The 22,869-nt window shown below is 57.9% G+C and carries 25 protein-coding genes; 10 read left to right on the forward strand and 15 right to left on the reverse strand.

What is annotated here, in order from left to right; all coding sequences use genetic code 11:
• Window positions 1-430 precede the first annotated feature (430 nt).
• Both AC53L6_RS08280 and AC53L6_RS08285 read right to left on the reverse strand, forming a co-directional pair.
• Window positions 431-748, reverse strand: coding sequence for an antibiotic biosynthesis monooxygenase family protein (locus AC53L6_RS08280; protein ID WP_496907503.1), 318 nt, complete (start codon window positions 746-748; stop codon window positions 431-433).
• A gap of 121 nt (window positions 749-869) precedes the next feature.
• Entirely contained in the window at window positions 870-1,076 is a 207-nt protein-coding gene (locus tag AC53L6_RS08285; RefSeq protein ID WP_299208486.1) for a cold-shock protein, read from the reverse strand.
• Window positions 1,077-1,297: 221 nt separating this feature from the next.
• Here AC53L6_RS08285 and AC53L6_RS08290 point away from each other — a divergent pair, with 221 nt between their 5' ends.
• Complete coding sequence (locus tag AC53L6_RS08290) at window positions 1,298-1,717, forward strand: hypothetical protein (protein WP_496907504.1); 420 nt, start codon at window positions 1,298-1,300, stop codon at window positions 1,715-1,717.
• Window positions 1,718-1,824: 107 nt separating this feature from the next.
• Complete coding sequence (locus AC53L6_RS08295) at window positions 1,825-2,163, forward strand: EamA family transporter (RefSeq protein WP_299208490.1); 339 nt, start codon at window positions 1,825-1,827, stop codon at window positions 2,161-2,163.
• Here the strand turns inward: AC53L6_RS08295 and AC53L6_RS08300 are convergent.
• A complete protein-coding gene (locus AC53L6_RS08300; protein WP_299208492.1) occupies window positions 2,160-2,456 on the reverse strand; it encodes a TFIIB-type zinc ribbon-containing protein in 297 nt (98 codons plus the stop codon). The genes AC53L6_RS08295 and AC53L6_RS08300 overlap by 4 nt on opposite strands.
• Before the next feature lie 159 nt (window positions 2,457-2,615).
• On the opposite strand from AC53L6_RS08300, the gene AC53L6_RS08305 reads away from it, so the two are divergent.
• Window positions 2,616-3,266: a hypothetical protein gene (locus AC53L6_RS08305; RefSeq protein WP_496907505.1), complete on the forward strand. Its 651-nt coding sequence runs from the start codon at window positions 2,616-2,618 to the stop codon at window positions 3,264-3,266.
• Window positions 3,267-3,278: 12 nt separating this feature from the next.
• On the opposite strand, the gene AC53L6_RS08310 is transcribed toward AC53L6_RS08305, so the two are convergent.
• Window positions 3,279-5,564, reverse strand: coding sequence for a glycosyl hydrolase family 28-related protein (locus AC53L6_RS08310; protein WP_496907506.1), 2,286 nt, complete (start codon window positions 5,562-5,564; stop codon window positions 3,279-3,281).
• 279 nt (window positions 5,565-5,843) lie between these two features.
• Between AC53L6_RS08310 and AC53L6_RS08315 the strand changes: the two genes are divergently transcribed.
• Together AC53L6_RS08315 and AC53L6_RS08320 are read left to right on the forward strand one after the other, a co-directional pair.
• Complete coding sequence (locus AC53L6_RS08315; RefSeq protein ID WP_496907507.1) at window positions 5,844-7,151, forward strand: NAD(P)/FAD-dependent oxidoreductase; 1,308 nt, start codon at window positions 5,844-5,846, stop codon at window positions 7,149-7,151.
• A 79-nt stretch (window positions 7,152-7,230) separates the two neighbouring features.
• Window positions 7,231-7,788, forward strand: a complete 558-nt coding sequence (locus tag AC53L6_RS08320) for a tetratricopeptide repeat protein (RefSeq protein ID WP_496907508.1) — start codon at window positions 7,231-7,233, stop codon at window positions 7,786-7,788.
• 19 nt (window positions 7,789-7,807) lie between these two features.
• Here the strand turns inward: AC53L6_RS08320 and AC53L6_RS08325 are convergent, their stop codons facing one another.
• From AC53L6_RS08325 to AC53L6_RS08340, 4 genes are all read right to left on the reverse strand, one after another.
• Window positions 7,808-8,518 (reverse strand): RES family NAD+ phosphorylase, encoded by a 711-nt coding sequence (locus AC53L6_RS08325; RefSeq protein ID WP_496907509.1) that lies wholly within the window; start codon window positions 8,516-8,518, stop codon window positions 7,808-7,810.
• A complete protein-coding gene (locus AC53L6_RS08330; protein WP_299602038.1) occupies window positions 8,515-8,931 on the reverse strand; it encodes an antitoxin Xre-like helix-turn-helix domain-containing protein in 417 nt (138 codons plus the stop codon). The genes AC53L6_RS08325 and AC53L6_RS08330 overlap by 4 nt, the downstream gene beginning before the upstream one ends.
• Before the next feature lie 140 nt (window positions 8,932-9,071).
• Window positions 9,072-9,473, reverse strand: a complete 402-nt coding sequence (locus tag AC53L6_RS08335; RefSeq protein ID WP_496907510.1) for a DUF4864 domain-containing protein — start codon at window positions 9,471-9,473, stop codon at window positions 9,072-9,074.
• Window positions 9,474-9,588: 115 nt separating this feature from the next.
• A complete protein-coding gene (locus tag AC53L6_RS08340; RefSeq protein ID WP_496907511.1) occupies window positions 9,589-10,842 on the reverse strand; it encodes a Hint domain-containing protein in 1,254 nt (417 codons plus the stop codon).
• Window positions 10,843-11,316: 474 nt separating this feature from the next.
• Between AC53L6_RS08340 and AC53L6_RS08345 the strand changes: the two genes are divergently transcribed.
• Window positions 11,317-12,066, forward strand: a complete 750-nt coding sequence (locus AC53L6_RS08345; protein WP_496907512.1) for a leishmanolysin-related zinc metalloendopeptidase — start codon at window positions 11,317-11,319, stop codon at window positions 12,064-12,066.
• A gap of 110 nt (window positions 12,067-12,176) precedes the next feature.
• On the opposite strand, the gene AC53L6_RS08350 is transcribed toward AC53L6_RS08345, so the two are convergent.
• Window positions 12,177-13,031, reverse strand: a complete 855-nt coding sequence (locus AC53L6_RS08350) for a helix-turn-helix domain-containing protein (protein WP_496907513.1) — start codon at window positions 13,029-13,031, stop codon at window positions 12,177-12,179.
• A 53-nt stretch (window positions 13,032-13,084) separates the two neighbouring features.
• Between AC53L6_RS08350 and AC53L6_RS08355 the strand changes: the two genes are divergently transcribed.
• Window positions 13,085-13,975 (forward strand): SRPBCC family protein, encoded by an 891-nt coding sequence (locus AC53L6_RS08355; RefSeq protein WP_496907514.1) that lies wholly within the window; start codon window positions 13,085-13,087, stop codon window positions 13,973-13,975.
• Window positions 13,976-14,167: 192 nt separating this feature from the next.
• Here the strand turns inward: AC53L6_RS08355 and AC53L6_RS08360 are convergent, their stop codons facing one another.
• Genes AC53L6_RS08360 through AC53L6_RS08385 form a run of 6 tightly spaced genes read right to left on the reverse strand, consistent with a single transcriptional unit; the run spans window position 14,168 to window position 19,617 of the window.
• The gene (locus tag AC53L6_RS08360; RefSeq protein WP_299745789.1) at window positions 14,168-15,064 is read right to left on the reverse strand and encodes an HAD-IIA family hydrolase; all 897 of its coding nucleotides are present in this window, start codon (window positions 15,062-15,064) and stop codon (window positions 14,168-14,170) included.
• Window positions 15,065-15,877 (reverse strand): sugar phosphate isomerase/epimerase family protein, encoded by an 813-nt coding sequence (locus tag AC53L6_RS08365; RefSeq protein ID WP_299205899.1) that lies wholly within the window; start codon window positions 15,875-15,877, stop codon window positions 15,065-15,067.
• A 32-nt stretch (window positions 15,878-15,909) separates the two neighbouring features.
• On the reverse strand, window positions 15,910-16,662 hold the full coding sequence (locus AC53L6_RS08370; protein ID WP_299704324.1) for an SDR family NAD(P)-dependent oxidoreductase: 753 nt from the start codon (window positions 16,660-16,662) through the stop codon (window positions 15,910-15,912).
• 3 nt (window positions 16,663-16,665) lie between these two features.
• Window positions 16,666-17,223, reverse strand: coding sequence for a phosphoheptose isomerase family protein (locus AC53L6_RS08375; protein ID WP_299704321.1), 558 nt, complete (start codon window positions 17,221-17,223; stop codon window positions 16,666-16,668).
• The gene (locus tag AC53L6_RS08380) at window positions 17,220-18,593 is read right to left on the reverse strand and encodes a sn-glycerol-1-phosphate dehydrogenase (RefSeq protein WP_496907515.1); all 1,374 of its coding nucleotides are present in this window, start codon (window positions 18,591-18,593) and stop codon (window positions 17,220-17,222) included. The genes AC53L6_RS08375 and AC53L6_RS08380 overlap by 4 nt, the downstream gene beginning before the upstream one ends.
• Window positions 18,594-18,603: 10 nt before the next feature.
• Window positions 18,604-19,617, reverse strand: a complete 1,014-nt coding sequence (locus tag AC53L6_RS08385; protein ID WP_496907516.1) for an ABC transporter ATP-binding protein — start codon at window positions 19,615-19,617, stop codon at window positions 18,604-18,606.
• 138 nt (window positions 19,618-19,755) lie between these two features.
• Here AC53L6_RS08385 and AC53L6_RS08390 point away from each other — a divergent pair, with 138 nt between their 5' ends.
• The 3 genes from AC53L6_RS08390 (at window position 19,756) to AC53L6_RS08400 (ending at window position 22,864) form a co-directional block, all read left to right on the forward strand.
• Window positions 19,756-21,096 carry an ABC transporter substrate-binding protein gene (locus AC53L6_RS08390; RefSeq protein ID WP_496907517.1) on the forward strand — a complete coding sequence of 447 codons (1,341 nt, stop codon included), beginning with the start codon at window positions 19,756-19,758 and terminating at the stop codon, window positions 21,094-21,096.
• A 75-nt stretch (window positions 21,097-21,171) separates the two neighbouring features.
• Window positions 21,172-22,038, forward strand: coding sequence for a carbohydrate ABC transporter permease (locus AC53L6_RS08395; RefSeq protein WP_299602077.1), 867 nt, complete (start codon window positions 21,172-21,174; stop codon window positions 22,036-22,038).
• A gap of 1 nt (window position 22,039) precedes the next feature.
• On the forward strand, window positions 22,040-22,864 hold the full coding sequence (locus AC53L6_RS08400) for a carbohydrate ABC transporter permease (RefSeq protein WP_299205870.1): 825 nt from the start codon (window positions 22,040-22,042) through the stop codon (window positions 22,862-22,864).
• The last annotated feature ends 5 nt before the right edge of the window (window positions 22,865-22,869 follow it).

A 22,869-nucleotide genomic window follows, 5' to 3' on the forward strand; every position in this document is an offset into this window, starting at 1 on the left:
ATCTCACAAACTTTTTTACCAAAACCAAAGGGACGCGCGGTACTTTGCTGCAAACGCAACACATCTCTTAGCGACCGCAACTTGGGTAACCTACCCATCAACTAGCCGACCAAGACGCGGAACCGGTAGGAGAAAATCACCTGCTTTATTCCTCGGTTCATCTTCAAAAATACAGCACAACAACAATCCGGTTCCACCACCTTCAACCGCACATCCCAATGGACTAGAAAGGCACGCCACGGCTGGTGCACAAGGCGATCAATCTGGCCTAGCGGCATCTCTAGGCAGAGGCCGACTTCCCACCGGAAAGCGCTCTTGGCGAAAACACGCGCATTACACCGACATCCATGCTCTGAGGCAATCGCGCACCCCAAACCGGTCAAAGCGCCCGTCAGGTAGACCGCTCCTCATCTCCTCAGACTAACCGCTCTCAAAACACCCCCGCCACCTCATACATCACCGGTTCAAACCGCGTGCACAGCCCCGCTATCTCGCGGTTGCGGTCCCGCATCTCGTCCGTCCGCAGCATCGCCTGAAAATCCTCGCGCCGCGCCCACTGCGAGTAATTGGCGATCCGCGTCTGCGCGTCGTTCACATGCAATCCGGCTGCAATGAACCCCGGCTGGTGCGAGATGAAGTCAGCGTATGCCCCCTGTAGCTTGTCCAGCAGGTCGGCACAGGTGCCAGGGGAACATTCGAACGTGGTGATGACGGTCTGGCAATTGGCGGCGGGATCAATTTTGAGCATCTGTCTTCTCCTACACATCCATCATAGCAGAAATTGGTGCCGCACAAAAAAAACGCGGCCCCCTTTCGGACGCCGCGCCAAATCTCAAACGGGTAGGGTGGGGCTTTATCCCACCAGCCCCTTACACCAGAGCGATGTTCACTGCGCTCTCGCGGCCGTCACGGCCGGATTCCAGGTCAAAAGTGACCTTCTGGTTGTCTGCCAGACCGGTCAGACCGGAACGCTCGACGGACGAGATGTGGACGAACACGTCCTTGTCGCCGCCATCAGGAGCGATGAAACCGAAACCTTTGGTGGTGTTGAACCATTTCACTGTGCCAGTGGCCATGTGATATCTTCCTTCAATTGATACCGCTCACAGGATGCAGCGGTCCGGCGTAGTCGTCATGATCGAGAGACTGCGTGCCGTGAGGAAAAACAGAACATCGAGTAGAATAGCTATGCGCGCCCGCCCTGACAGCTTCGGAGCCAAAGCACAAGCATTTTCGATTGTACCTGACCGACGTGTCCAGGTGTGTACCAGGCCCAAAACTGCGCTACCATCATGCCATGCGTATTATTTTTCCTCTTATCTTTCTCACCACACCAGCCCTCGCATGGGAGTTCACACCAACCCCCATCTGCACTCTCTCACACACCGAACCGACGGTTGACATCGCGGTCACCTACGACCACGCCACCCGCCTCTATGCCATCGCGGTCACGAGCCCCGACGGCTGGCCCGACGCAGCCGCCTTCTCCATGCGCTTTGATGGCGCCCGGCCTAACACGATCTCGACAACGCGCCACAGCACAGAAGCGAATACACTCATTGTCACCGATGTCGGCTTTCGCAACGTGCTGGACGGGCTCGAATTCAACGCAACCGCCACCGCTTTCACTCAAACCGCCGCCGTCACCGTCTCGCTAACGGGCGCGGCACCCGAAGTGCAGAAGTTCCGCGCCTGCGCCACTGCGCCCGTCGCCTGACACGTCAGGAATACCCGACTACGGCGCAGTCCTTCGACGTGCTAAGATAGCTTCATATTTTCATAGCCCCGCAGACCATCGCGAGGCCCTCATTCAAGGGCTTTCAAATGGACCATATTGTTTTTGGATTTGCTTTTACTTTCGTGACAGCACTGGTTGTCATCGCAGGCGACTACGTGCTGAAACTGGCCGCCGACGGGAACCAACCCGTGTGGTCGGTCCTCGTCCTGCTCGGTGTCGCGCTTTATGGCGTATCGGCGTTTTTCTGGTTCTACGCCATGCAGCATGTCACGCTGGCGCAAGCGGGCGTGGCGTATTCCATGCTCACGCTTATCGCTCTGGCGCTGATCGGCGCGCTCCATTTCGGTGAAACGCTGCACGCTCGGGAATATGCAGGTCTTGGCTGCGCCCTGTTGGCGATGGTCCTGATGAGCCGTCTGGCCTAGAAATCAAAGATGTCGCCCAACAAGTCGCCCATCCCCTTTTTGCGCCGACCACGACGCTGATCATACCGGCGATCGCCGCGGTCATCATATCCACGGTCGTCATAGTCTCTGTCTGGCTGTGCGCGAGGGGCTTCGGGTGGTGGAGGGGGAGCGGAATAGGCGGCTGCGCGTTCGATGATCTTGTCCAGTTCACCCCGGTCCAGCCACACACCCCGACACTGCGGGCAGTAGTCAATCTCGACCCCGCTGCGGTCGGTGATGACAAGGGGCGTTCCGTCGATAGGGCATTGCATGGGCGTCTCTCTCCAAAAATGGCTCCCATCCCATATAGGGTTGACCGGTCCTCACCGCAGGGCAGACCGCCGAAAAAAGGCGAATCCCTGATCCTAATCAATTGTTAACCATGTCCGGGCCACGGTCACTGCTTGTTAACAAAATAAGACAAACCCGTGATGCGCCTTCTGCTGACCCTCTTGTTACTGGCGCTTGCGCCAGGCGCGCAGGCCGGTGCGTGGTTGCAAGAGCACAAAAAAGGGTTCCTGTCATATAGCGGGGTCTATGAAGAAACCGGGCGGCTCGACGGAACGCTTTATGCCGAGTACGGACTGCGGCCCAAGCTCACACTTGGCGCCAAGGTCGACGTGGATATGACGCTGGGGCGTTTGGGCGAAGGCACAGCGTTTGTCTTCATGCGCAAACCAATTCCGACCGGTAAGCGGGACTACAAACTGGCCTACGATATCGGGATTGGCAGTACATTTGGCCTTGCCATGGATCCGTTGCTGCGCACCGGCCTCAGCTATGGGCGCGGGATCAGCCTGGGGGAGCGTCATGGCTGGGTGGCGATTGACGGTGCGGTCGAATGGGCGATCGACGAAGGTGCAAACACGCTGAAACTGGATTCAACTGTTGGCCTTGCGCTCAATGACAAGTTCAAGGTGATGATGCAGGTCTTTGTCACCAGCGCGGACGGGAACACATCTGCAACCATTGCCCCATCGGTGATCTGGCAGCCCAAACCCGATGGGGCAAGTTTTGTCCTGGGCCTTGAGGACGAGGATGGAACCCTCGCCCTCAAACTGGGTATGTGGCGGTCCTTCTGACCGCCGCGACGGTCAGCCGCGGTCCATCCGAACGGTTGCCCTGACCGATCCACTCATATCTTCGCTGAACTCCAGTGTGAAAGCGTCTTCGTTTGAACCGGCCCGCCCACGCGCGACAGGCGCTTCATAGCGTCGCTGGTTCGAACTGTTGCGCAAGTCGTCAGTCAGCGCGACAGAGTCCACGAACTGGCAATAGCTTTCAAAGGGCAGCTTATTGTCTGTCTCGATTGTCCAGATGCGGCTTGGCGTACTCTGGGTGTGTGCAATGACTTGCGGGTTTTCAGCACTTTCGCGCACGTTGTGGTACGAGTTCCCCTTGAACCAGACAGAACGGTTCCGATCATAGTCCAGGTCGGCAAAGCTGGTGTCGACGCGTTCTGCACGGTCAATCTGGCCATTGATGGACTGGAAGCGGTTTCCCGTCACCGTCACGCCATTCAGGAAGTGGCCTGCCCCGTGCGGTTTGATCACCAGATAGCTGAACCATGGCGCAACATTGCCCGACAGGAACACATTGTCCGTCATGCTGAATGAGCTGAAGGAAAAGCCGGACGTGAACGCCGGAGTGGGGTCGCGCTCATTTGTCCATTCGATAAAGCAGTTGTCGACATAGTTCCCGGTGATCACGGTGGCCGTGTAGTTGTCCTGCAGGACCGCCCCTGCGGTGCGGACGCCATCCTGCACCCCATCGCCTTGGAAAAAGTGGTTGCCCTTGATCAGGTGGTTCCTGCCAGCCAGCACCATGAAATGGCGGAAGCGTGTCGCGCGACAATCGCGGATCTTTGCGTCGTTTGAATTGATGTTGAACCCGATGGTCGTGCGGTCCGAAACGTCGAGGGAATCTTCGGAAGACAGGAACTGACACCGATCCATCAGGAAACCCTGACACCCACCACCGATGGATGTAATTCCACGATCCTTTGGGCGGCTGATAAAGCATTCCTGCAATTCGAATGTCGCCCCGGCGGGGGCCAGCATGATACCGCTGCTTTTCCCGTTACACTGAAACTCGATGTTCGACATGTTGAACTTCGTCAGCTTTGAAAAGCCACCAAAGTCGATCAGGTAGTCAAACCGCTCAAAGGTGAAGGTCTGCGTCCCGTCGGCGTCAAAAAGTGGCGCGTTCAGGGTCAGGGTGCCTGCTCCCACGTTCTTGCTTCGAACATAGACTTCGCGACCCACACCATTGCCCGTGACAAGCGCGCCGACTGGTACGTTCGCGATGTTGATCACGTTGCTCAACGTGCGGCTATCGGACGAGCTATAGGTGGCCTGACTTGTAACCGTTTCGCTGCCCCAATCATCGCCCAGCGCCTCGAACTGCCCGTTCCGGATCACACGGCGCGTGTTGTATTGATCGCGGTTCGGGACGGCTGCTTGCATGTCGATGGGTTCGAACACTGCAATGCGGCGCCCACCCATATCCAGGCTTTCGTGGTCGACACCATTCAAAAGCGCCTGGAACGCTTTTTTGAAAGCCAGAGCCTCGTCGCCAAAGGCCTCAATGTAGGTCGGCAGATCATAGCTTTTGCGCAACAGGAGCTCCCTGTCGTCGGGCATGCTCAGCGTGCCTTCAAACTTGACCAACTCGTCCAGCGTCACGTCATTCTCAAGCCGGAACACGCCCTCTGGAACCAGGATGGTCCGGCCGTTGGCAGCCGCGTTGGCCGCGTCAAAGGCTGCACTGTCATCTGTCGTGCCATCGCCTATGGCACCAAAGTCGCGGACGTCCACAACGGACATGATGTCCCGCAGGAAAACGGACGTGATGTCTTCGATCACGATGTCATCAATGCGGACGATACCACCGTTCGGACCCGTCAGGTCTAAGCCGAAATGCCCATAAACTGCGTCGGCTCCCAACACCAGATCCACGCCGGATCGGTTGCCCGCGCCAATGATCGCTGAGACCTCGACCACTTCGCCATAGTTGGTGAGGGTCACGCTGTCCCCGACAGTATCAACACCGGGCACCGCGGTTCCATTCGCCAGCGCTGCATAGCCCGCAACCTGCACTGATGGCAGGCTGCCACTGATGGCCTTCAGGCGGACAGTCACACGCAGGTAGCAACCGGGCAGCAGAGGGGTTTCGCCCATGTACCGAACACGGGTGGTGTTCGATACTTTTTGCAATTCAAGACAACCGCCAAAATCCTGATCCGCCGGTACAAACGCCGCGTTGGGCGCGTTCTGGTAGGTGTCAGAGCCCGGCGTGCCATCGCCGCTCGACCAGACATCCAAACCGTTCGCAAAGGCTGGGGGCATCAGCAGCACGCCATCAGTAATTGCCTTGTTCATCCATTCATCCCTTTTCCGCAGGGGGCCGAAGCAGCCCATGTCACGCAGTCAACCTGAACCCAGCCGGAAGGCCCGACTGTCACGGGCAAGGGAAGTATCAACAACGGGTTAACGGGGGCCGACAGGACCGTGCGGCGCAGCGGGCTCATGCGCAACGCGCCACCCAATTGTTACAGGGGCTCACATCCATTGCACCGGGGCTGGCATGGCGGTTGGGCGGTCACAACCTATATTGGTGCAAGTGCAGCAAAGCTCTTTGCAACCGCAGCGAGGTGGACCATGCCAAAACAATCCCGTCCCAAGGTTGTCATCATCGGCGCAGGCTTCGGGGGCCTAGCCGCGGCCGGTGCGCTTAAACACGCACCTGTCGATATCAAGATCATCGATCGCCGGAATTATCACCTGTTTCAGCCCTTGCTTTATCAGGTGGCGACGGCAGACCTGTCACCGGCAGACGTGGCATGGCCCATCCGCGGCATCTTTTCGGGGCAAAAGAATGTGTCTGTTGCGCTGACCGAAGTGCTGGATGTGGACAAGGACAGCCAGCAAGTCATCACGGGCGAAGGACGGTTCGACTACGATCACCTGATCGTCGCCTCGGGTGCGCATCACTCCTACTTCGGGCGGGACGAATGGGAAAAGCACGCCCCCGGCCTCAAGCGGATCATCGACGCAACCGAGATTCGCAAACAGGTGCTTATGGCCTTTGAACGGGCCGAAATTTCGAACTCGGACTCCGAACAGCGTCGCCAACTGACCTTTGTGGTTGTCGGCGGCGGCCCCACCGGGGTCGAAATGGCTGGGGCTATCGCCGAATTGGCAAACCATGCGCTTGCGGCAGACTTCCATCGCATCAACTCGCGTGATGCCCGCATCATCCTGATCGAAGCAGGCCCGCGTGTGCTTGGTACCTTCCCGGAAAACCTCTCCAACAAGGCGCACACGTCACTCGAAAAACTGGGGGTCGAGGTGATGGTCAACACCCGTGTTGAAGACATCACCGAAGCGGGCGTACAGCTGTCTGACACCTTCATTCCATCGGCCTGCAAGGTCTGGGGGGCCGGAGTTGCGGTGAAAAACGTGGGTCGGTGGCTTGATGCGCCGACAGATCGCACCGGTCGTGTGGCCGTGACCGACACTCTCTGCCTGCCGGGCCACCCAAATGTCTACGTGATTGGGGACGCCGCCCAAGTGCCTTGGAAGGACGGCCTCGACGTGCCTGGTATCGCACCGGCTGCTAAGCAGGGCGGGAAATACGTTGGCAAACGGATCGCTGCGCAGGCCGCAGGTCAGCCACATGACCGGCCCTTCCGCTACCGACACGCTGGCAATCTGGCCACCATCGGACGGCACGCGGCAGTCATCGACTTTGGTAAACTGCAACTCTCGGGCTTCGTGGCGTGGTGGCTGTGGGGGATCGCGCATATCTACTTCCTGATTGGTGTGCGCAACCCGATCTTCGTCGCGATGAACTGGTTCTGGTCCTATCTGACTTTCTCGAAGGGGGCGAGGCTGATCACTGGACTAAGCCCACTCCGTGCGGACCGTGATACGGAACCGGAAACGTCCGTGCGCGCTGCCGAGTAGCCGCGGCCCGGCGTTGCGACCAAAGTCAAGGTGATCTGCAACCGTGTGCGTGATATGTTCAACGAAGGAGGACGTGGACATGCGCACACAGATCATGGCGATGTGCCTGATTGCACTGGCGAGCGTCACACAAGCCGACGAACGACCCGCCACCATCGAAGACGAGCTGGGTATTCTCAATCCGCAGGACACGGGCCGGGAAATGCTGACCCGCAAGATCGAGATGGGGGTCATCGATTCAGTGACCTGCTCTCTGGGCATCAATGTCACCAAGAATGACAATCATGAACTTGCGCGCGAACTTACCAGAAAATGCGCCGAAGCTGGGTACACCAAGGCAATGACCTGGTTGAGCCAGCTTGAGAACAATGGCCTGGGCGGCGACTACAACCCGGATGCCTCCGCAGAGTGGGATCGCCGCGCCGCCGAAGCAGGTGATCCGGTCGGGCGGTTCAACCACGGGCTCAACCTCATGCGTGGTCACGGCATTGCCCAGAACGAAGCCTTGGGCCGACGCTATGTCGATCAAGCGGCAGAAGACGGGCTGGACATCGCCAAACGTCTGCAAGGCGCTGACTATGATCTGGACGAGGTGACGCCGGATGCGGACAACTGGAAATACGCGCCGCTTTTCTAAAGGCACTGCTTAGGCGATGCTACGAGACACCGGCGGAAATGTCTGGCTCGGGCTGTCCTGACCAAGTAAACACCCAAGTGTCCCCCTGCCGGACATTCTGGATCATATGTGGGCGAAATGCGGCAAGGCACGCGCCACCGGATCGCCGAACCGACGGAAACAGAAAACCGTTTGATCCGGCAGTCATGTACCGAGCAGCCAAGCGCTGGCCCGCTGGATACCCGACAATGGGATCGGGGTGCAGTTCGGTCTCCAGATTGGCCCGGTTCAGATCATGAAACTCGGTGGCGAAGGACGCGTTCAGTTCCCGATACGCCGTCACATTGTCGTAGACACCTGTGGCGTGCAGCTCCTGCGTCAGATGCCATCCGACCTCAGACTGCGCCGTTTCAACCCGATCCGGGCCCCATGTCGCATACCATGCGCCGCGCTCCGGTCCGCTGAAACGGTTTCCGGTCTCGCGCGTGTAACAAAAGGCAGCGTTGATATAGGTCCAGCCATAGCCGTGATGCTCTGTCACCAACTCGTCCGGGTGAACGCCTGCCGGAATGAACCCGGGTAAGCCGCGGCGTGAGGACGAGCAGCCCTCCAGCTCTGCAAGAAAGGCAAGATCATCCTCGTCATCGGCCAACGGGGCCAGTGCAGGTTCATTGATATACGCGGTCGAGATCAGGCGCGTTGTTGTGGCTTCGACAAAGGGGCGCACCTGAATGTCAGACACATCGCTCACACGCCGCCCCGCAGCGCATCGATGTGGCGTCGAACAGACATCATCGCGGGGATGCCCCCAGCGATCATCCGGTCAATCGGGGCCTGTCCGGCAAAGGCCAGACCGGCGTTTGGCTGCTTTGGCCAACCCGCCTCTAACGGTCCGTTGAACAGCAGGCGCAGTCCCTTGAAAATGCCGATCAACAGGCTCGCGCGCATCATCTTGTCCTGATCAAGATTGCCCTTGAAGGCTCCCGCTTTCATCCGGCTCCACGTGGCCGTGGGCACATCAAACAAGGCGGCCGCTTCGGCATTGGTCAGGGACCACGCCTCTGCAACCCGCACGATGGCTTTGACCACCGTGGCAATCCGCTGCGGGTCGCTCAGCGGGGCGATGATTTGCGGGTGCTCAACATGTTGCGCGGCATGGATCATATTGGTATCCTCAAAAGATACATTAATACTTATCATATGATGAGGGCGATTTCAAGTATCACCGCAGCTTTTGGGACGGACAGGTCAAGATTGAGCAAATGGCCTAAAAACCCTGATCGCACCCACGGTGAGGCCCGATGTCACGCGCTCACGCCAGGCGCATCCAAAAGCTGAACACCGCTGATCTTCCAGCCATCCGCTGTTTCGACCATGCTGTAGGCCAGAAAATGCGTCACGCCGTCCGCATCCTCAATCCGGACCGTCTGTATGTACCCGCCAGCCTCTTCGCGCAGATCCAGATAGGTCACATCAGCCGGGCGCCACACCATGGGATAGCCTTGTGTCACCATGCGGCCGAAATTCTCTGGCGTGCGGAAAATGCCCCGGATCGACGGCGCGGCAAAGGTGAAGGCCTGTGCGAAATCATCCGCTTTGAAGGCTTCGATCTGGTCGGAAATAACCCCCTCGATCTCGGTTCCCTGCGCCATTGCAGCCCCGGCCAGGCCAACGGCAAAAACCATTCCCATCATCCACTTGCGCATTTCTCATCTCCCCTAGGTTTTAAAAAAACCTAGAACGGCATGGAAATTGGACAATGCCGGGGAGCGAACAACAGCAAGCGTGCTGCCGCCGTGCGGCGCTTCCACACACAAAAACCTACATCAGCAAGGAACCTTCAAATGCCTTCAAACAGGGGCGCACGGAGAGCATCGTATCAGGGCCGTGGCGTGCCAGTTCCGGGAAAAGGTCAACAAGCTCTGCGTGGCAGCCTCTTTCAGCATCGGTGATGTGATCACCGACAAAAAAGCTCTCCAACAAGGCATTGCCGGAAAACACAATTTCATGCTGCTCGAACATGAAATGGACATACGTCACCGTGGCGCAGGGTTCCCGGAAAATCTGGTCGCCATCACACAAGTGCTTCGCCGCGCACAAAACCTCGCGCGAGTGAAACAGCAACTCGCATTTCCAGCCGGACAAAAGCACGCGATGCTGGGGCGACAGCCTCAGTGCCTGGCTGTTTCCGATACTGCCGGGCCGGAAATGTATCGGTGCGTTTGAGCCAAGCCCGTTGACCGTCCGCTGTCCAAGCCATTTGATCGGTTGCGACCCGCGATCCAGTGTCATGACGCAGTCCCCCACCGTCAGATGCTCGACAGGCACATCACCATTGGGCGTCCTGATCGGCGTGCCTGCGGCAAAGCAGGCAACCGTGACACTCCCGATGTTCAGATAGACAAAGCTGCGCCCATTGGGCAGCGTGACATTGCCGCCTGCTGATCCGGGAAAGAACGGCGTGAATGTCGACCCTTCGGGTAGAATCATCGAATCTGTGCCGCTCCCGCCTTCGACAAAGGTGGTGTTCAAACCGGCAAAGATAACGTCGTCACCCTCGCCACCGTTCAGGTTCCCGCTTCCATCCTCGCCAAAAAGCGTGTCGTTCCCTTCGCCCCCGCTGAGGTTGTTGTTGCCGCCCCCGCCCGACAGCACGTCGTCACCTTCGCCACCATCAATGTTATTGCTTCCGACACCGCCTATCAGGGTGTCGTTACCTTCTCCCCCGCGCATGCCTCCACCAAGACTGCCGTCATCCGTGAAGATGTCATCGCCGCTGCCACCGGTGTAGCCCGACGCGTTCAGCCCAACTGAGCCGCTGGCATCGCTGTCACCATCATTGCCGACAAACTCCACGAACTGGCTGAATGATCCGGACGTGAGGTCAGAGTCGGCATAGGTGGTGGTGATGCCGGACGCTGTGTCTTCGAAGCTGATTGAGCTATCCGTCAGGGTGATGTTGATTGTGCTGCTGATGCCCGACGCGTCGATCGTGCTGTCCTGGCCAATGTCCAAGGCCGTCCAGAAAGCGGCATTGGTGATGTCAGAGTCCGTGATCGTTAAGAAAACAGGCATGTAGCACCTCATGGTGTTGCCAAGAAGCCGACTGGCGCGCCAGACGCGCCTTTCACATGTTCGAGTGGTTCAATTCTTTGCCTCTAATTCAACCAGAGCAAGAACCAAAGGCAAGGGCTATACGTTTGCGCGAATTCCCACCGAAACCTGACCCAATACGCACGATGTGCAATCGTGTGATCACGACCAAGCCCGGGCAAATCGGTACAGTCGCCCTCTACGCCCAGCTTCGGTACGCCCAGCTTCGGTACGCGCGGCGCAGACGCGTTCAAAGCGCCGCGCACCCCGCACGAAAATCAACATACCCGCCAAGACCATTTCGGGCTGCCGAGACGCAATTTGTGCAAGACGGCAAGAACCGGCTGGCATTCGTTCGCACTTTCGGCTGCCGCGTGCCAAGCATGCCTTCAACGGTGGTGTGTACACCCTGTTTTCTGTCAAAGTGGCGTTGCGCGAAACAAAACGGATGAGACCATGATCGAACTCAAGTTTGATGGGGATGTCACCGGTGAAAGGCAGGCCGTTTTCGAACGATCCGCACAGCGTTGGGATCAGGTTGTGAATACCGGCTTCGATCCGATCGACATCGACGGCGACATCTTAACTGGCGTGCGCATTGACGTGTCGATCCAACCCATCGACGGCGCAAACGGCGTTCTGGGTCAGGCGGGCCCGACCATCTTGCGGCAGGGCAATGAATTGCCCCTTGCCGGGATCATGGAGTTTGACCGGGCCGATGTCGCCACCCTTGAGGCCGGAGGACGTTTCGAAGATGTCATACTCCATGAAATGGCCCACGTTCTGGGCTTTGGAACGCTATGGAGCAGAAAAAATCTGCTCCAAGGAACGGGGACAATGGACCCCCGGTTTATCGGTGCCTCATCCGCAAGGGAATTTGCGGCCCTTGATCCGCAGGGCGGCAGTGCCGTCCCTGTTTCAAACACGGGTGGCGCGGGCACCCGCGAAAGCCATTGGCGAGAGTTGGTGTTCGGTGACGAGCTGTTGACCGGGTTCCTGTCAGGCAGCGAACGCCCGCTCAGTCGGCTGTCGGTCGCCTCGTTCGAGGATCTTGGCTACGAGGTGGACTACAGCAGCGCGGACCCGTTCGATCTGCCCGATTTCCGGGCCCTTGCCATGATGGGGATCACCGAGGCTGTTCGGATTTGCGACCTGTGCAGAATGGGACGAACCGAACCGGTTGTGCACGGCATGACGTCCGGCTGACAGATTGACTGCCTTCACACGGAATCTCCGATGCTCGGACCAGCGGCTTTGGGCGCAGGTGTCGATCACTTGTCCAAGGTCTGCTGCTGCATCATCGGGAAAACGATCATCTAAAAACCCTTCTCGAACCAGGCTCGGGTCGCATCGTTGGCTGGTAGCAAAGTCTCGATACGCAGATCGTCAAGGGTTGCGTCGGCACTCATGCCAATCGTTGCTATGAGAGAGAACAGCTCCAAAACGTAATTGTCGATTTGAAACTTGATCGTGAGCACGGGCGCATTTGGTCGTGATGCCGGTGTATCCAACAGCGGCTGCACACCCTCGATAGCCCTGAGCTCGGCCTGTAACGCATGGGCCTCTGTGTCATGAGGACGGCGAGCCGCTTCCAGTTCGAGCATCCGCAAGAGGGCCCGCGCCGTCTCGTCCCAGTTCACGATGCAGTCGCGGACGTTTCCCGGTGCCAGAATCTCTCGCAATAGATTGGGATCGCCCCGCCCCCCGATGAGCGCAAAGAACCTTTGGGCTGGCTCATTGGCTTTGACCAGGTTCCAAATCCGGTCAATCGACACGGCCGGGTAAGGCGCATGACCTTGCAGAACGTGGTCGATCGACATGTCTACGGCTTTCTGAGCGTCATCATCCCAACCGTTCCGCGACGACCGTGCCGCAAAACCGGCAGACAAGAGCATTGCGTCGACCTCGGCGGCAGGCATCTCAAGCGTGTCGGCAAGCTGCGCGATGGCAAAGCGGCTTGGATTGGACCGCCCGGTTTCGAGAAAACTGATGTGTCGCTGTGACATTCCAGACTGCAATGAAAGCTCAAGTTGGCTCAATCTGCGCCGTTGTCGCCAGCTTCTTAAGAAACCCGGAAATGCCGGTGCACTTATGGTCTGATCATGGCTCATACCCAAGCATGCCAGAGGCAGACAGGCAGGTCGATTACCTGCGACGTAATTGAACCGCATTGCACAATGATCAGGTTTGTCAGCGCACACCCACTGACGAGAAAGGTCGTACCATGGATACCTCAAAAATCGCCCGTGCTTTCCTCGGGCTCAACTCGATATTCTCAATTTTGATAGGTGCCGACTTGCTGATTGCACCGGGCTATGCCGCCGAACTTCTGTTTGCTCAGTCCTCGGGGTGGCACATCACCTCGTTGCGTGTATTGGGGTTGGGCCTGGCGCTCTTTGGGGTGTGTCTGCTGCTGATGAGAAGAAACCGATTTTTGACGAAGGGGCAGGTTGCTGTCATTTCAGCACTGGACTTTGGATGGGTTTTGGCCAGCGCCGTCGTGTTGATCATCTACGGCGCGTTTTTTACGGTTTTTGGAAAGACTGCGATCGTTCTGGTTGCTGGTATTGTGGCCATATTTGCCATTGGGCAGTTGGTCGGCGCGCGCAAGATCGTCCCGGGCCTGAGCGACGCTTCGGTCACAACCTCCGGCGGGCAAATCCGTGCCAAGGTGAGCCGAGTGGTCAAGGCGCCAGCGGACGTCGTTTGGAAGGTGATGAATGATCATCCGGGCTATGCGGACGTCGCCGAAAATCTCTCAAAAGTTGAGGTCATAAAGGGTAACGGTATGGGAATGCAGCGTGTCTGCTATGGCCCCAAGGGCGAAAACTGGCTGGAAACTTGCAATCTTTTTAAGGAAGGGCGCGTGTATGGATTCCGTGTTCATACCGAGGCCGAGGATTACCCCTATCCCGTATCCGATCTGCATGGCGCGTGGTCGGTTGAGCAAAACAGCACCGGGGCAAAGTTCACAATTGATATCAAGGCCACGCCCAAGGGGAACGTCTTGGTTCGAACCTTGTTCAAATTGGCCGCCAGGCGGCAATTCAAAGTCATCCTTGCTGATCTGGCAGAGGGTTGGGCCGCCCGGATGGAACGTGAGGCGCGAAGTTAGCTTGTGGATTGACGTGGAGGGGCTTCGTGCCCACTTTGACCAATGCTGCAGTTCGTCTTAACGACTGCAAGTTGTCCAAAGCGGCCCTGCATCTGATGTTTGAGACACGGTATTCGTTCCAGCGACTCGACACGGTGCTCAGTAAATGGGCTCCCACTCACTTGGCCATTCCTATGGTCATGCGCCTCAAAGTCAGATGCCTGCGCACGAAAAATCAGGGACAATACCTGATCTGCTGATGAATGTCTCTGTCGCGTGACCGGCAAACAGGCCGTGGTCACGCACCAAGACGGTCTTGAACCCAGCAACCGCACCGCCCAGAATGTCAGTATGCAGTGTATCGCCGACCATTGCGATGCGCTGCGGGTGGATCCCGGTAAGGCGGCTTTTGGCGTCTTCAAACGCGTTGGTGTAAGGCTTTCCAAAATACACGGGCGCGATAGTGAGGTCATCAGCCAATTGGTGGGCGTAGTACCCCGGCTCTTTACTCAGCCCCGTTTCTCGCGGCGCAACGAGGTCTGGATTGGCAACCACAACGGGCCGTTTGCGATGCCTTATTGCGGTGCTGACGGAGGCGAGTAAGTCTGCATCTAATGCGGCGCTTGAGAGAAAGAGAAAGCCGTCAACCTCCTGACCGGACCAATGTTCGACTTTTGCCGGGATGTCCGTGAACCGATCTTCTGGTGCGGCGATTGCCCCCCAACTGCCAACCGGAAGAACCTCTTTCAGACGAGACGCAGCAACGTCGCGGCTTGAAACCACCTCGTCAGGGGCGAAATCGAAGCCGAGGGCGCGATAGCGCCGCACCGCCGTCTCACGAGTGTAGCTTGCGGCATTGGTGAGAACTATCAGATGTTTGCCGCGCGCGCGGAGCTGCTCCAGGCAGGCGACCGCGCCGGGGATCGCCGCCTCGCCGACGTTCAGCACGCCAAAGCTGTCCAGCACGAAGGCGTCAAACATATCCGCAATCTCCAGGAGGCCGGAACACTGCGTTGTCCCGGAAGGAAATGCGGCACGTGGCATGCGGTGCCGGATGGCTTCATATCGATCAAAGGCGTCTTGCGTATCCCAGATTTCGTTATAGCTCATTCAGATCAAACCGTATTGCTGCGCCTTGCCGCGCAAAAACGGCAGACCTTGACCAATCACGGCGTCCGCGCTTTCAGCAACAGGCCGCCAAACAGAAAGCCCATAACCGATCTCTGGCGGCATATTGATGAAGCTTTCCATGGCAAGGCCGCCTTTGAAATTGATCGCGGCAAGCGTGGCGAAAATCTCGTCCCAGTCACATGTACCCTGTCCAGGCGTCCCGCGGTCGGACTCAGACAAGTGGATGTACTTCAGGTGCGCGCGCCCAGCGATGATGCCGTTGCCCGCGCCCTTCTCCTCGATATTCATGTGGTATGTGTCGAGGTGCAGGAACATATTCGGCGCACCGATCCGCTCAATCATCGTGACCCCCTGCGCCGCTGTATTGATCAGGTGGGTCTCATAGCGATTGACCGGTTCAATGCCAAAGGCCAACCCGTGGTCCTTTGCGTATTTTGCAGCTGCCTCAAGCACGGTGGCCACATTGTCCAATTCTTGAACGGTCGGCGGGCTTCCTGAACGCTCCCCGATGCCGCCGTAGGTGACACCGCTTAGTGCTTCGGCTCCCAAACCCGCGGCTTTCTTGATCGCGAGTTTGAGGAAGTCGATGGCGCCTGTCGGATTGTGTGAGGCCCAAACCTCTTGCGGCAGACCGAGAGAGCAAACAGCAGGCAGTTCAGCCTTTTCGAGCAGGTCGCGCCCAAGTGCTGCATCGGTTGAGGCCGGATCAAGCAAGGCTATTTCAATAAAGTCCATACCGGATGCCTTCGCGGCTGAAATCGCCCGGCTCGCCCCTGCGGCGTCCCACGTCATGGTCCACATGCTGGTATGTACGCCAAAACCCTTCATACGCTCGAATATCCGCCTTCAATCATCATCAGCGCGCCATTGACCAGATCAGACGCAGGTGAGGCGAGGTAAAGCGCCATGTCGGCGATCTCGACCGGTTCGCCAAAGCGGCCCAGAGGTGTCGCCGCGATCATCGGACCGGATTTTTGGGGCGGGCTCCAGATCTCACGGCCCATGTCGGTCATAACCACGGTTGGGCATATCGCGTTGACTTGAATGTTGTGCGGGGCAAGCTCCGTCATCAGGGACTTGGTCAGTGCGTTTAATCCGCCCTTGGACGATGCATAGGCTGCATGATCAGGCAGCGCGATAACCCCGGTCTGGGACGAGATATTAATGATCTTGCCCGCACCTGCCGCAATCATGCCGGGGGCGACCCCCTTGGACAAAAGGAAAGGGGCGCGCAGGTTGATGGCCATGGTGCGATCCCAATCTGCCGGATCGAAATCAAGGACCGGTCCAACCACGGCGATACCCGCCGAATTGACCAGAATATCGACAGTATCATGCAATGCGTGCGCTTTGGCGATCAGGGTGTTGCATTGCTCGACCGTGGCGATATCGGCCGGTATCGTGGCGCAGCCGGTTTCTATTGCAAGCGCATCCAAACGCTCAACAGATTGCCCAGTCGCAATGACCTTGGCACCAGCTTGCGAGAAAACGCGCGCAATCTCAGCCCCGATTCCGGACGAGGCCCCAGTCACCAATGCAACCTTCCCCGCAATCGAAAACCTGTCCTGCCACGTCATCGGCTACTCCAGATTCGTGTGGTTGCCGCGCATTGCATCCGCGCTCAGGTCCAGGTTGTCCCGCAGATGCAGGATGACCATTTCAAAAAACAGGAATTGCGCGGCCTCAAAAAGGGATCCCATCGGCAAAACGGATTGCTGGCTGGTCCGGTCGTTCGCCATGGTCTGCGCGTCCAGATGCACGATGTGATCAACGGAAAGCGGGGCCGTTCCGCCCGGGGTTGCCGTGACGCACATGGTGGCCGCGTCGGCTGCCTTGGCAACGCCGATCAGCCCATCGACAGTCGAAAACCCACCCGGACCCGCGCTTACAATAAGCAAATCTCCGTGCCCCAGGGGTGGTGTTGTCATATCGCCTACAACATGGGCGTCTAAGCCCAGATGAAACAACCGCATCGCGAGGGATTTCATCATCAACCCTTCGCGCCCGACCCCGTACAATGCGATCCGTTTCGCCGCCAGGATGGGCACAGCCATCCCTACGACCTGCTGCGGGATGGCGCGATCCAGCACAGCCCCAACTTCGGCAATGGCGGTGGCGGCTGTGGTCTTCAAGTTCATAGATCAGCCACCAAATCACCTGTTGTCAAACTCGGCAAGACTGCAGCAAAGGCTGCCTCGGTCTGCCCAATGTCGTGCAACAGATCAAAAATCGTATAGCGGCGGCGAATGAATGCAGCGGCCTGCATGGTGGCGCGCAAATGGTCAGGTGAAACGCCAATCTGCGCGGCGTAGGCTGGCGCACCAGCCCGTTGCAGCATCTCGGCCATTGTGTCGTGGCGGTACAGGTGGGCAGACAGTCGATCCCGCAAGGACGGCCAGCTATGGCGCAGTGTTTTCAGCCTTGCTGCGTGAACATCCCGTGACGCATGTTTCGCGGCAAGCTCCGCCTTTGCTTTCTCGGCGATTTTAGGATCCGCGATTGCTTCCGAAAGGTGCGCCTCGCGGGTCGCGAGATCAGGGGCTCGGCTCAGAACGCCTTCGATGTTGAGCGCGCCCAGATCATGCTCCAACAACCAATCGAAGAGGGCGAGCGACACAACGCAACCGACGGAAACGGCGGCTCCGTGGCTGACCTTCTGGCCTTGATGGCTGTGCCCCTCCATCTCCCACATATGCGCGATCTGGTGATCGGCCCCAGATGCCGGGCGGGAGCTTCCATGCGCCTCCATCGCAAACCCTACCGCCGTAAGACCGGTAAACAGGCGCGCAACGCTGTCGCGGTCGCCGGATTTGACACCGTCAGGCCCGCTCAACCAACCTGAGAGATGATCCTGCACCAACGGCCAGGCGACGTCATCAATGGGCTCGATCCCCAAGGCGTCTGCCAAAATCCAATCACCGCCTGCTGGAACCTTGCCCGCAAGATCGCCATACCCCCAGCCGTTCATGTCAGCAGGGGCGGTGGCGATGATGTCGAGATCCGCAAGCATGGCAATTGGCGGGCGGGTTGGGATCGTCACTTTGAACCCGTTCTCCGCCAAAGGCGACCCGGCGCTGGTATAGCCGTCCATGGAGGCCGCAGTTGCGACCGACACATAGCGGCGGTCTGACCGGTAGGCGGCGTATTTGACCAAATCGTTGATTACACCGGACCCGACGGAGACCGGGAAAAGATCGGGGTCATCGGCAAGCATCGCCCGAAATGGCTCGGCCTCCTCCACGGAGGCTTTCGGCAAGGGCGTAACCGGCAAGACGTGCGTTTGAACCGCGAACCCCGTGGCCTCAAGTGACCTGACAACAGGGCGGCCAGCGGCCTCAAACCCCGCTTCATCGGCGCAAACAAGAACGCGCGGCATCGCGGTCATCCGTCGGACCAGTGCGCCTGATTGATCCAATGTGCCTGCGCCCACCACAACTTCATCTGTCACTTCTGAGCGCGCGACGGCGGGCGCGATCAAACTGTCCATCTGGGACGTCCATGTGGTCATGGGCAGTTCCTCATCTCAGGGTGCGTCCGTGGGCGTCAAAATGGTGCAGGCGGCTCTCGCGGAATGTCATGTGAACATGATCCCCGGCATTCAACATGTCCTCGCCATCGGTCTTCACGACAATCTGCGTGTTGTTCTGGGTCATCACATAAAGGTAGCTCTCGCTCCCCAGCTTCTCCTTCACTCGGATCGTGCCGGGAATCCCGGTGTCGCCAAGCTGAATATGTTCTGGCCGGATGCCGACCTTGACTGCATCTGCAGGCGCGTCACCTGCACCGCCCAAACCCTGGCCAATTGGGAAAATGTTCATTGCAGGTGATCCGATGAACCCTGCAACGAATTCTGAGGCGGGGGTGTGATAAAGCTCCATGGGCGATCCGACCTGTTCAATCCGACCCGCGTTCAGCACAACAATTTGGTCGGCCATGGTCATCGCCTCAACCTGATCATGCGTCACGTAGATCATGGTCGCCTCAAGCTCCTTGTGCAGCGCCTCAAGCTCAATGCGCATCTGCACCCTCAGTTTGGCATCTAGGTTGGAAAGCGGCTCATCGAACAAAAACACCTTGGGGTTTTTCACGATGGAACGACCAATCGCCACCCGCTGTCGCTGGCCGCCAGACAACTGCCCCGGCTTTCGATCAAGCAATTCAGACAGCTGCAGAATGCGGGCGGCCTCTTCAATACGGGTCTTGCGTTCGGCTGCGGGAAGGCCGTTGACCTTCATGCCGAACTCCATGTTCGCGCGTACCGTCATATGCGGATAAAGCGCGTAAGACTGGAAGACCATCGACAGATCGCGGTCCGCGGGTTCAAGATCAGTGACGTCCTTTCCGTCGATTTTAATCGTCCCGTCACTCACCGATTCGAGACCCGCTATGGTGCGCAGCAGGGTGGACTTGCCGCAGCCTGAGGGTCCAACAAAGACGACGAACGCGCCATCTGCCACAGATAGAGACACGTCCTTCAACGCATGCAAGGCACTGTAATACTTATTGATTTTTTCAAGTTCTACAGTGGCCAAGCCCATAATCCTTCTATGCAGCCACTTTCGGCCCGACACGATGCTGCGTCACTTTCTGTTTGACACACACCCGATATTTACATTTGTATGCAGCAGGAAGCAAAAGTATGTCAACCGCTTCTGAACAGGGAGGTCACCATGAAATTGAGGACATTTTTGGCATCTACGGCGCTGACCGCGACGCTGGCGACAGGAGCGCTGGCTGATGGTCACGGATGGAGCTTGAAGGACGCCGCTGCACCATATGCCGGGACAACTGTGGACGTCGTTTTCCTATTGCGGCCAGGCTATGAAGCGATCGAAGCGATGCTGCCGGCCTTTGAGGAAGAAACTGGCATCAAGATCAACATCATCAAGCATCCATATGAGAACGCATTGGGCGAACAGGTTCGTGACTTCGTCGCGGGAGGAGACCTTGACGTTGCCCTGATCGATCTGGTCTGGATCGGCAATTTCGCGGAAAATGACTGGATTCTGCCCTTGGCGGATGTACAGGCGAAGTTTCCTGACACCGTTGATCCCGAACTGGACATCGATGACTTTTTCCCGCTGGTGCTGAACGCTTTTGGCGGCTGGAACGACACCATTTATGGCTTGCCTGTCGACAACTACTCCGGCCTGCTGTTCTACAATCGGTGCATGCTGGAAGACGCAGGTTTCGATGGGCCGCCAGAAACATGGGCTGACCTGAAAGACGTCTATGGACCCGCCCTGACAGGGGACGGAAAATACGCGTACGCCTTGCAATCCAAGCGGAACGAGACACAGTCGGCCGATAGTTTCGCGCGCATGATCTGGCCCTTCGGTGGGTCTTTCCTCGACGCTGACTTCAAGTCCAACCTGCTCAGCGAAGAAAGCCAGGCCGGGCTGCAATTCCGTCAGGATCTGATGCAATACATGCCGGACGGCATTGTCGCATATGACCACGCTGAAACCGTGAACGGTTTCGCGCAAGGGGATATCGCGATGATTACTGAGTGGTCCGCGTTCTACTCCACGGTCGTATCGCCTGACACATCTGCGGTCGCGGATTGCGTTGAGATTGCACCGGAGCCAACTGGCCCTGCGGGCCGCAAGCCGGCCCTTGGCGGGTTCTCCATGGCCGTTGCCAGCCAGGCAGATGAAGCCGAACAGGCAGCCGCTTATCTGTTCATCCAATGGGCTACATCCAAAGCAAACGCACGCGAATATCTTGAGCGTGGCGGCGTGCCCGCCCGGCAGTCGGTCTACATGGAAGATGGCCTTGAAGACTTCAAGTTCGTGCCTGCACTGGTAGAAAGCTGGCAGGACGGCGTGCCAGAATTCCGCCCGCGCTTTGCGGAATGGCCTGAAATCACCGAGATTGTGCAAGAGTGGGGCACCAAGATGATGTTGGGTGAAGTCACCACCGAAGAAGGTGCAATGGAAATCGGCGAACGGATGGAAGCTGTTTTGGAAGAAGCAGGCTATTATTCCGGCGAAAAACCACTCGCACAGTAAGCGAGAGCCACTCAACCTGTCCGGGGCCGTTCTGCGCGGCCCCGGACATGACCTATCTGGCCGGGAGGGGCACCTATGCGCGACAAGGTCTCACGACGGACAATCTTTGCATTCATCGGGCCGGCCGTCGTGGCACTTGCCGCTATTGGCATCGTGCCGTTGCTTTATGCGGGCTGGACCTCGTTGCATTTCTTCAATTTGACGAAGCTGAAGAAGGTCAAATTTATTGGCCTCGAGAATTACTGGGATGTCCTCACAGACGAAGTCTTTTGGCAAGCTATGGGGCGGACGTTCTTCCTTCTGGGCACCGCACTTCCCCTGCAGATCGGGCTTGGGATGGTGATCGCATTGGTACTCCATCAACCAGGCCTGACCGTGCTCAAAACGCTGGCCCGGCTCAGCCTCGTTTTACCTATGGCCACCACTTATGCGGTTGTGGGTTTGCTGGGTCAGGTCATGTTCAACCAGAAATTCGGGGTCGTGAACCAACTGATGGGCGGGGCTGATATCAACTGGATCGGCGACAGCACCAACGCCTTCGCCATGATTATCTTCTGGGATGTCTGGCAATGGACGCCCTTCGTGGCGCTTGTCCTGCTGGCGGGCCTGACGATGGTACCGGATGAGGTTGAAGAGGCCGCGAGGCTAGAAACGAAAAGCCGCTGGACGGTGCTGCGGTTTGTGCAATTGCCCTTCCTGTTACCCGGCCTTGTGGCCGTGCTGATCCTGCGCACGGCGGACACGCTGAAACTCTTCGATATGGTGTTCACGCTGACACGCGGCGGGCCCGGGGCGTCGACCGAGTTCATTTCACTCATGATCCAACGTGTCGGTTTTCGCGGCTTTGACCAGGGTTTGGCGTCTGCCCAAGCTATCATTCTTCTGATCATCACAATCTTCTTGGCGCAAATCTATATCCGCGTCTTTTACAAGGAGGTTTGAGATGACGGCCCGCGTACAAAGACCGCTTTGGGGGCAGATCATCCTGCTCTGTCTCATCCTGCTGATCTGTGTATTTCCATTCTACTGGATGGTGACCACCTCACTGAAGACCCACATCGTCGCCCTCCAAGCCCCGCCAGCGTGGATTTTTGAACCGACGCTCCAAAACTACCGCGAGGCCCTGTTTGAAGACGGGGTGCTCCGCACACTCATCAATTCGTTGGTGATCGCCGTTTGCACCACCATGCTCGCGGTCATATTGGGCGTCCCGGCGGCTTTCGCGCTCGCGCGGTTTGAGTTTCGGGGGAAAAAGGATTTGTGGTTTTGGTTCATCACGAACCGCATGGTGTCGCCCATTGTGCTGGCACTGCCATTCTTCCTGATAGCCCGCAATCTTGGCATGCTCGACAAACACATCACGCTGATCCTGATCTATCTGACGTTCAATCTGCCCATCGTGATCTGGATCGTCACCGATCAGTTCCGCGGTATTCCTTACGACTTGGACGAAGCCGCTCGACTAGAGGGGGCTTCACAATTCACCATCATGACAAAGATCTGCCTGCCGCTGGCGATGCCAGGGGTTGCAGTGTCGTCGATCTTTGCGTTCATCTTCTCTTGGAATGAACTGATGTTCGGCCTGATCCTCACCCGGTCCGAGGCGAAGACCGCACCTGCCATGGCTGTCAGCTTCATGGAGGGGTACAACCTGCCCTACGGGAAGATAATGGCGACCTCGACGCTGATCGTCATTCCGGTCTTGATCTTTGCCTTGCTGGCGTCAAAACAGCTTGTGCGCGGCTTAACCATGGGGGCCGTCAAGTAAGGATC

This window comes from Tateyamaria sp. LSS28 (genome assembly GCF_059611725.1).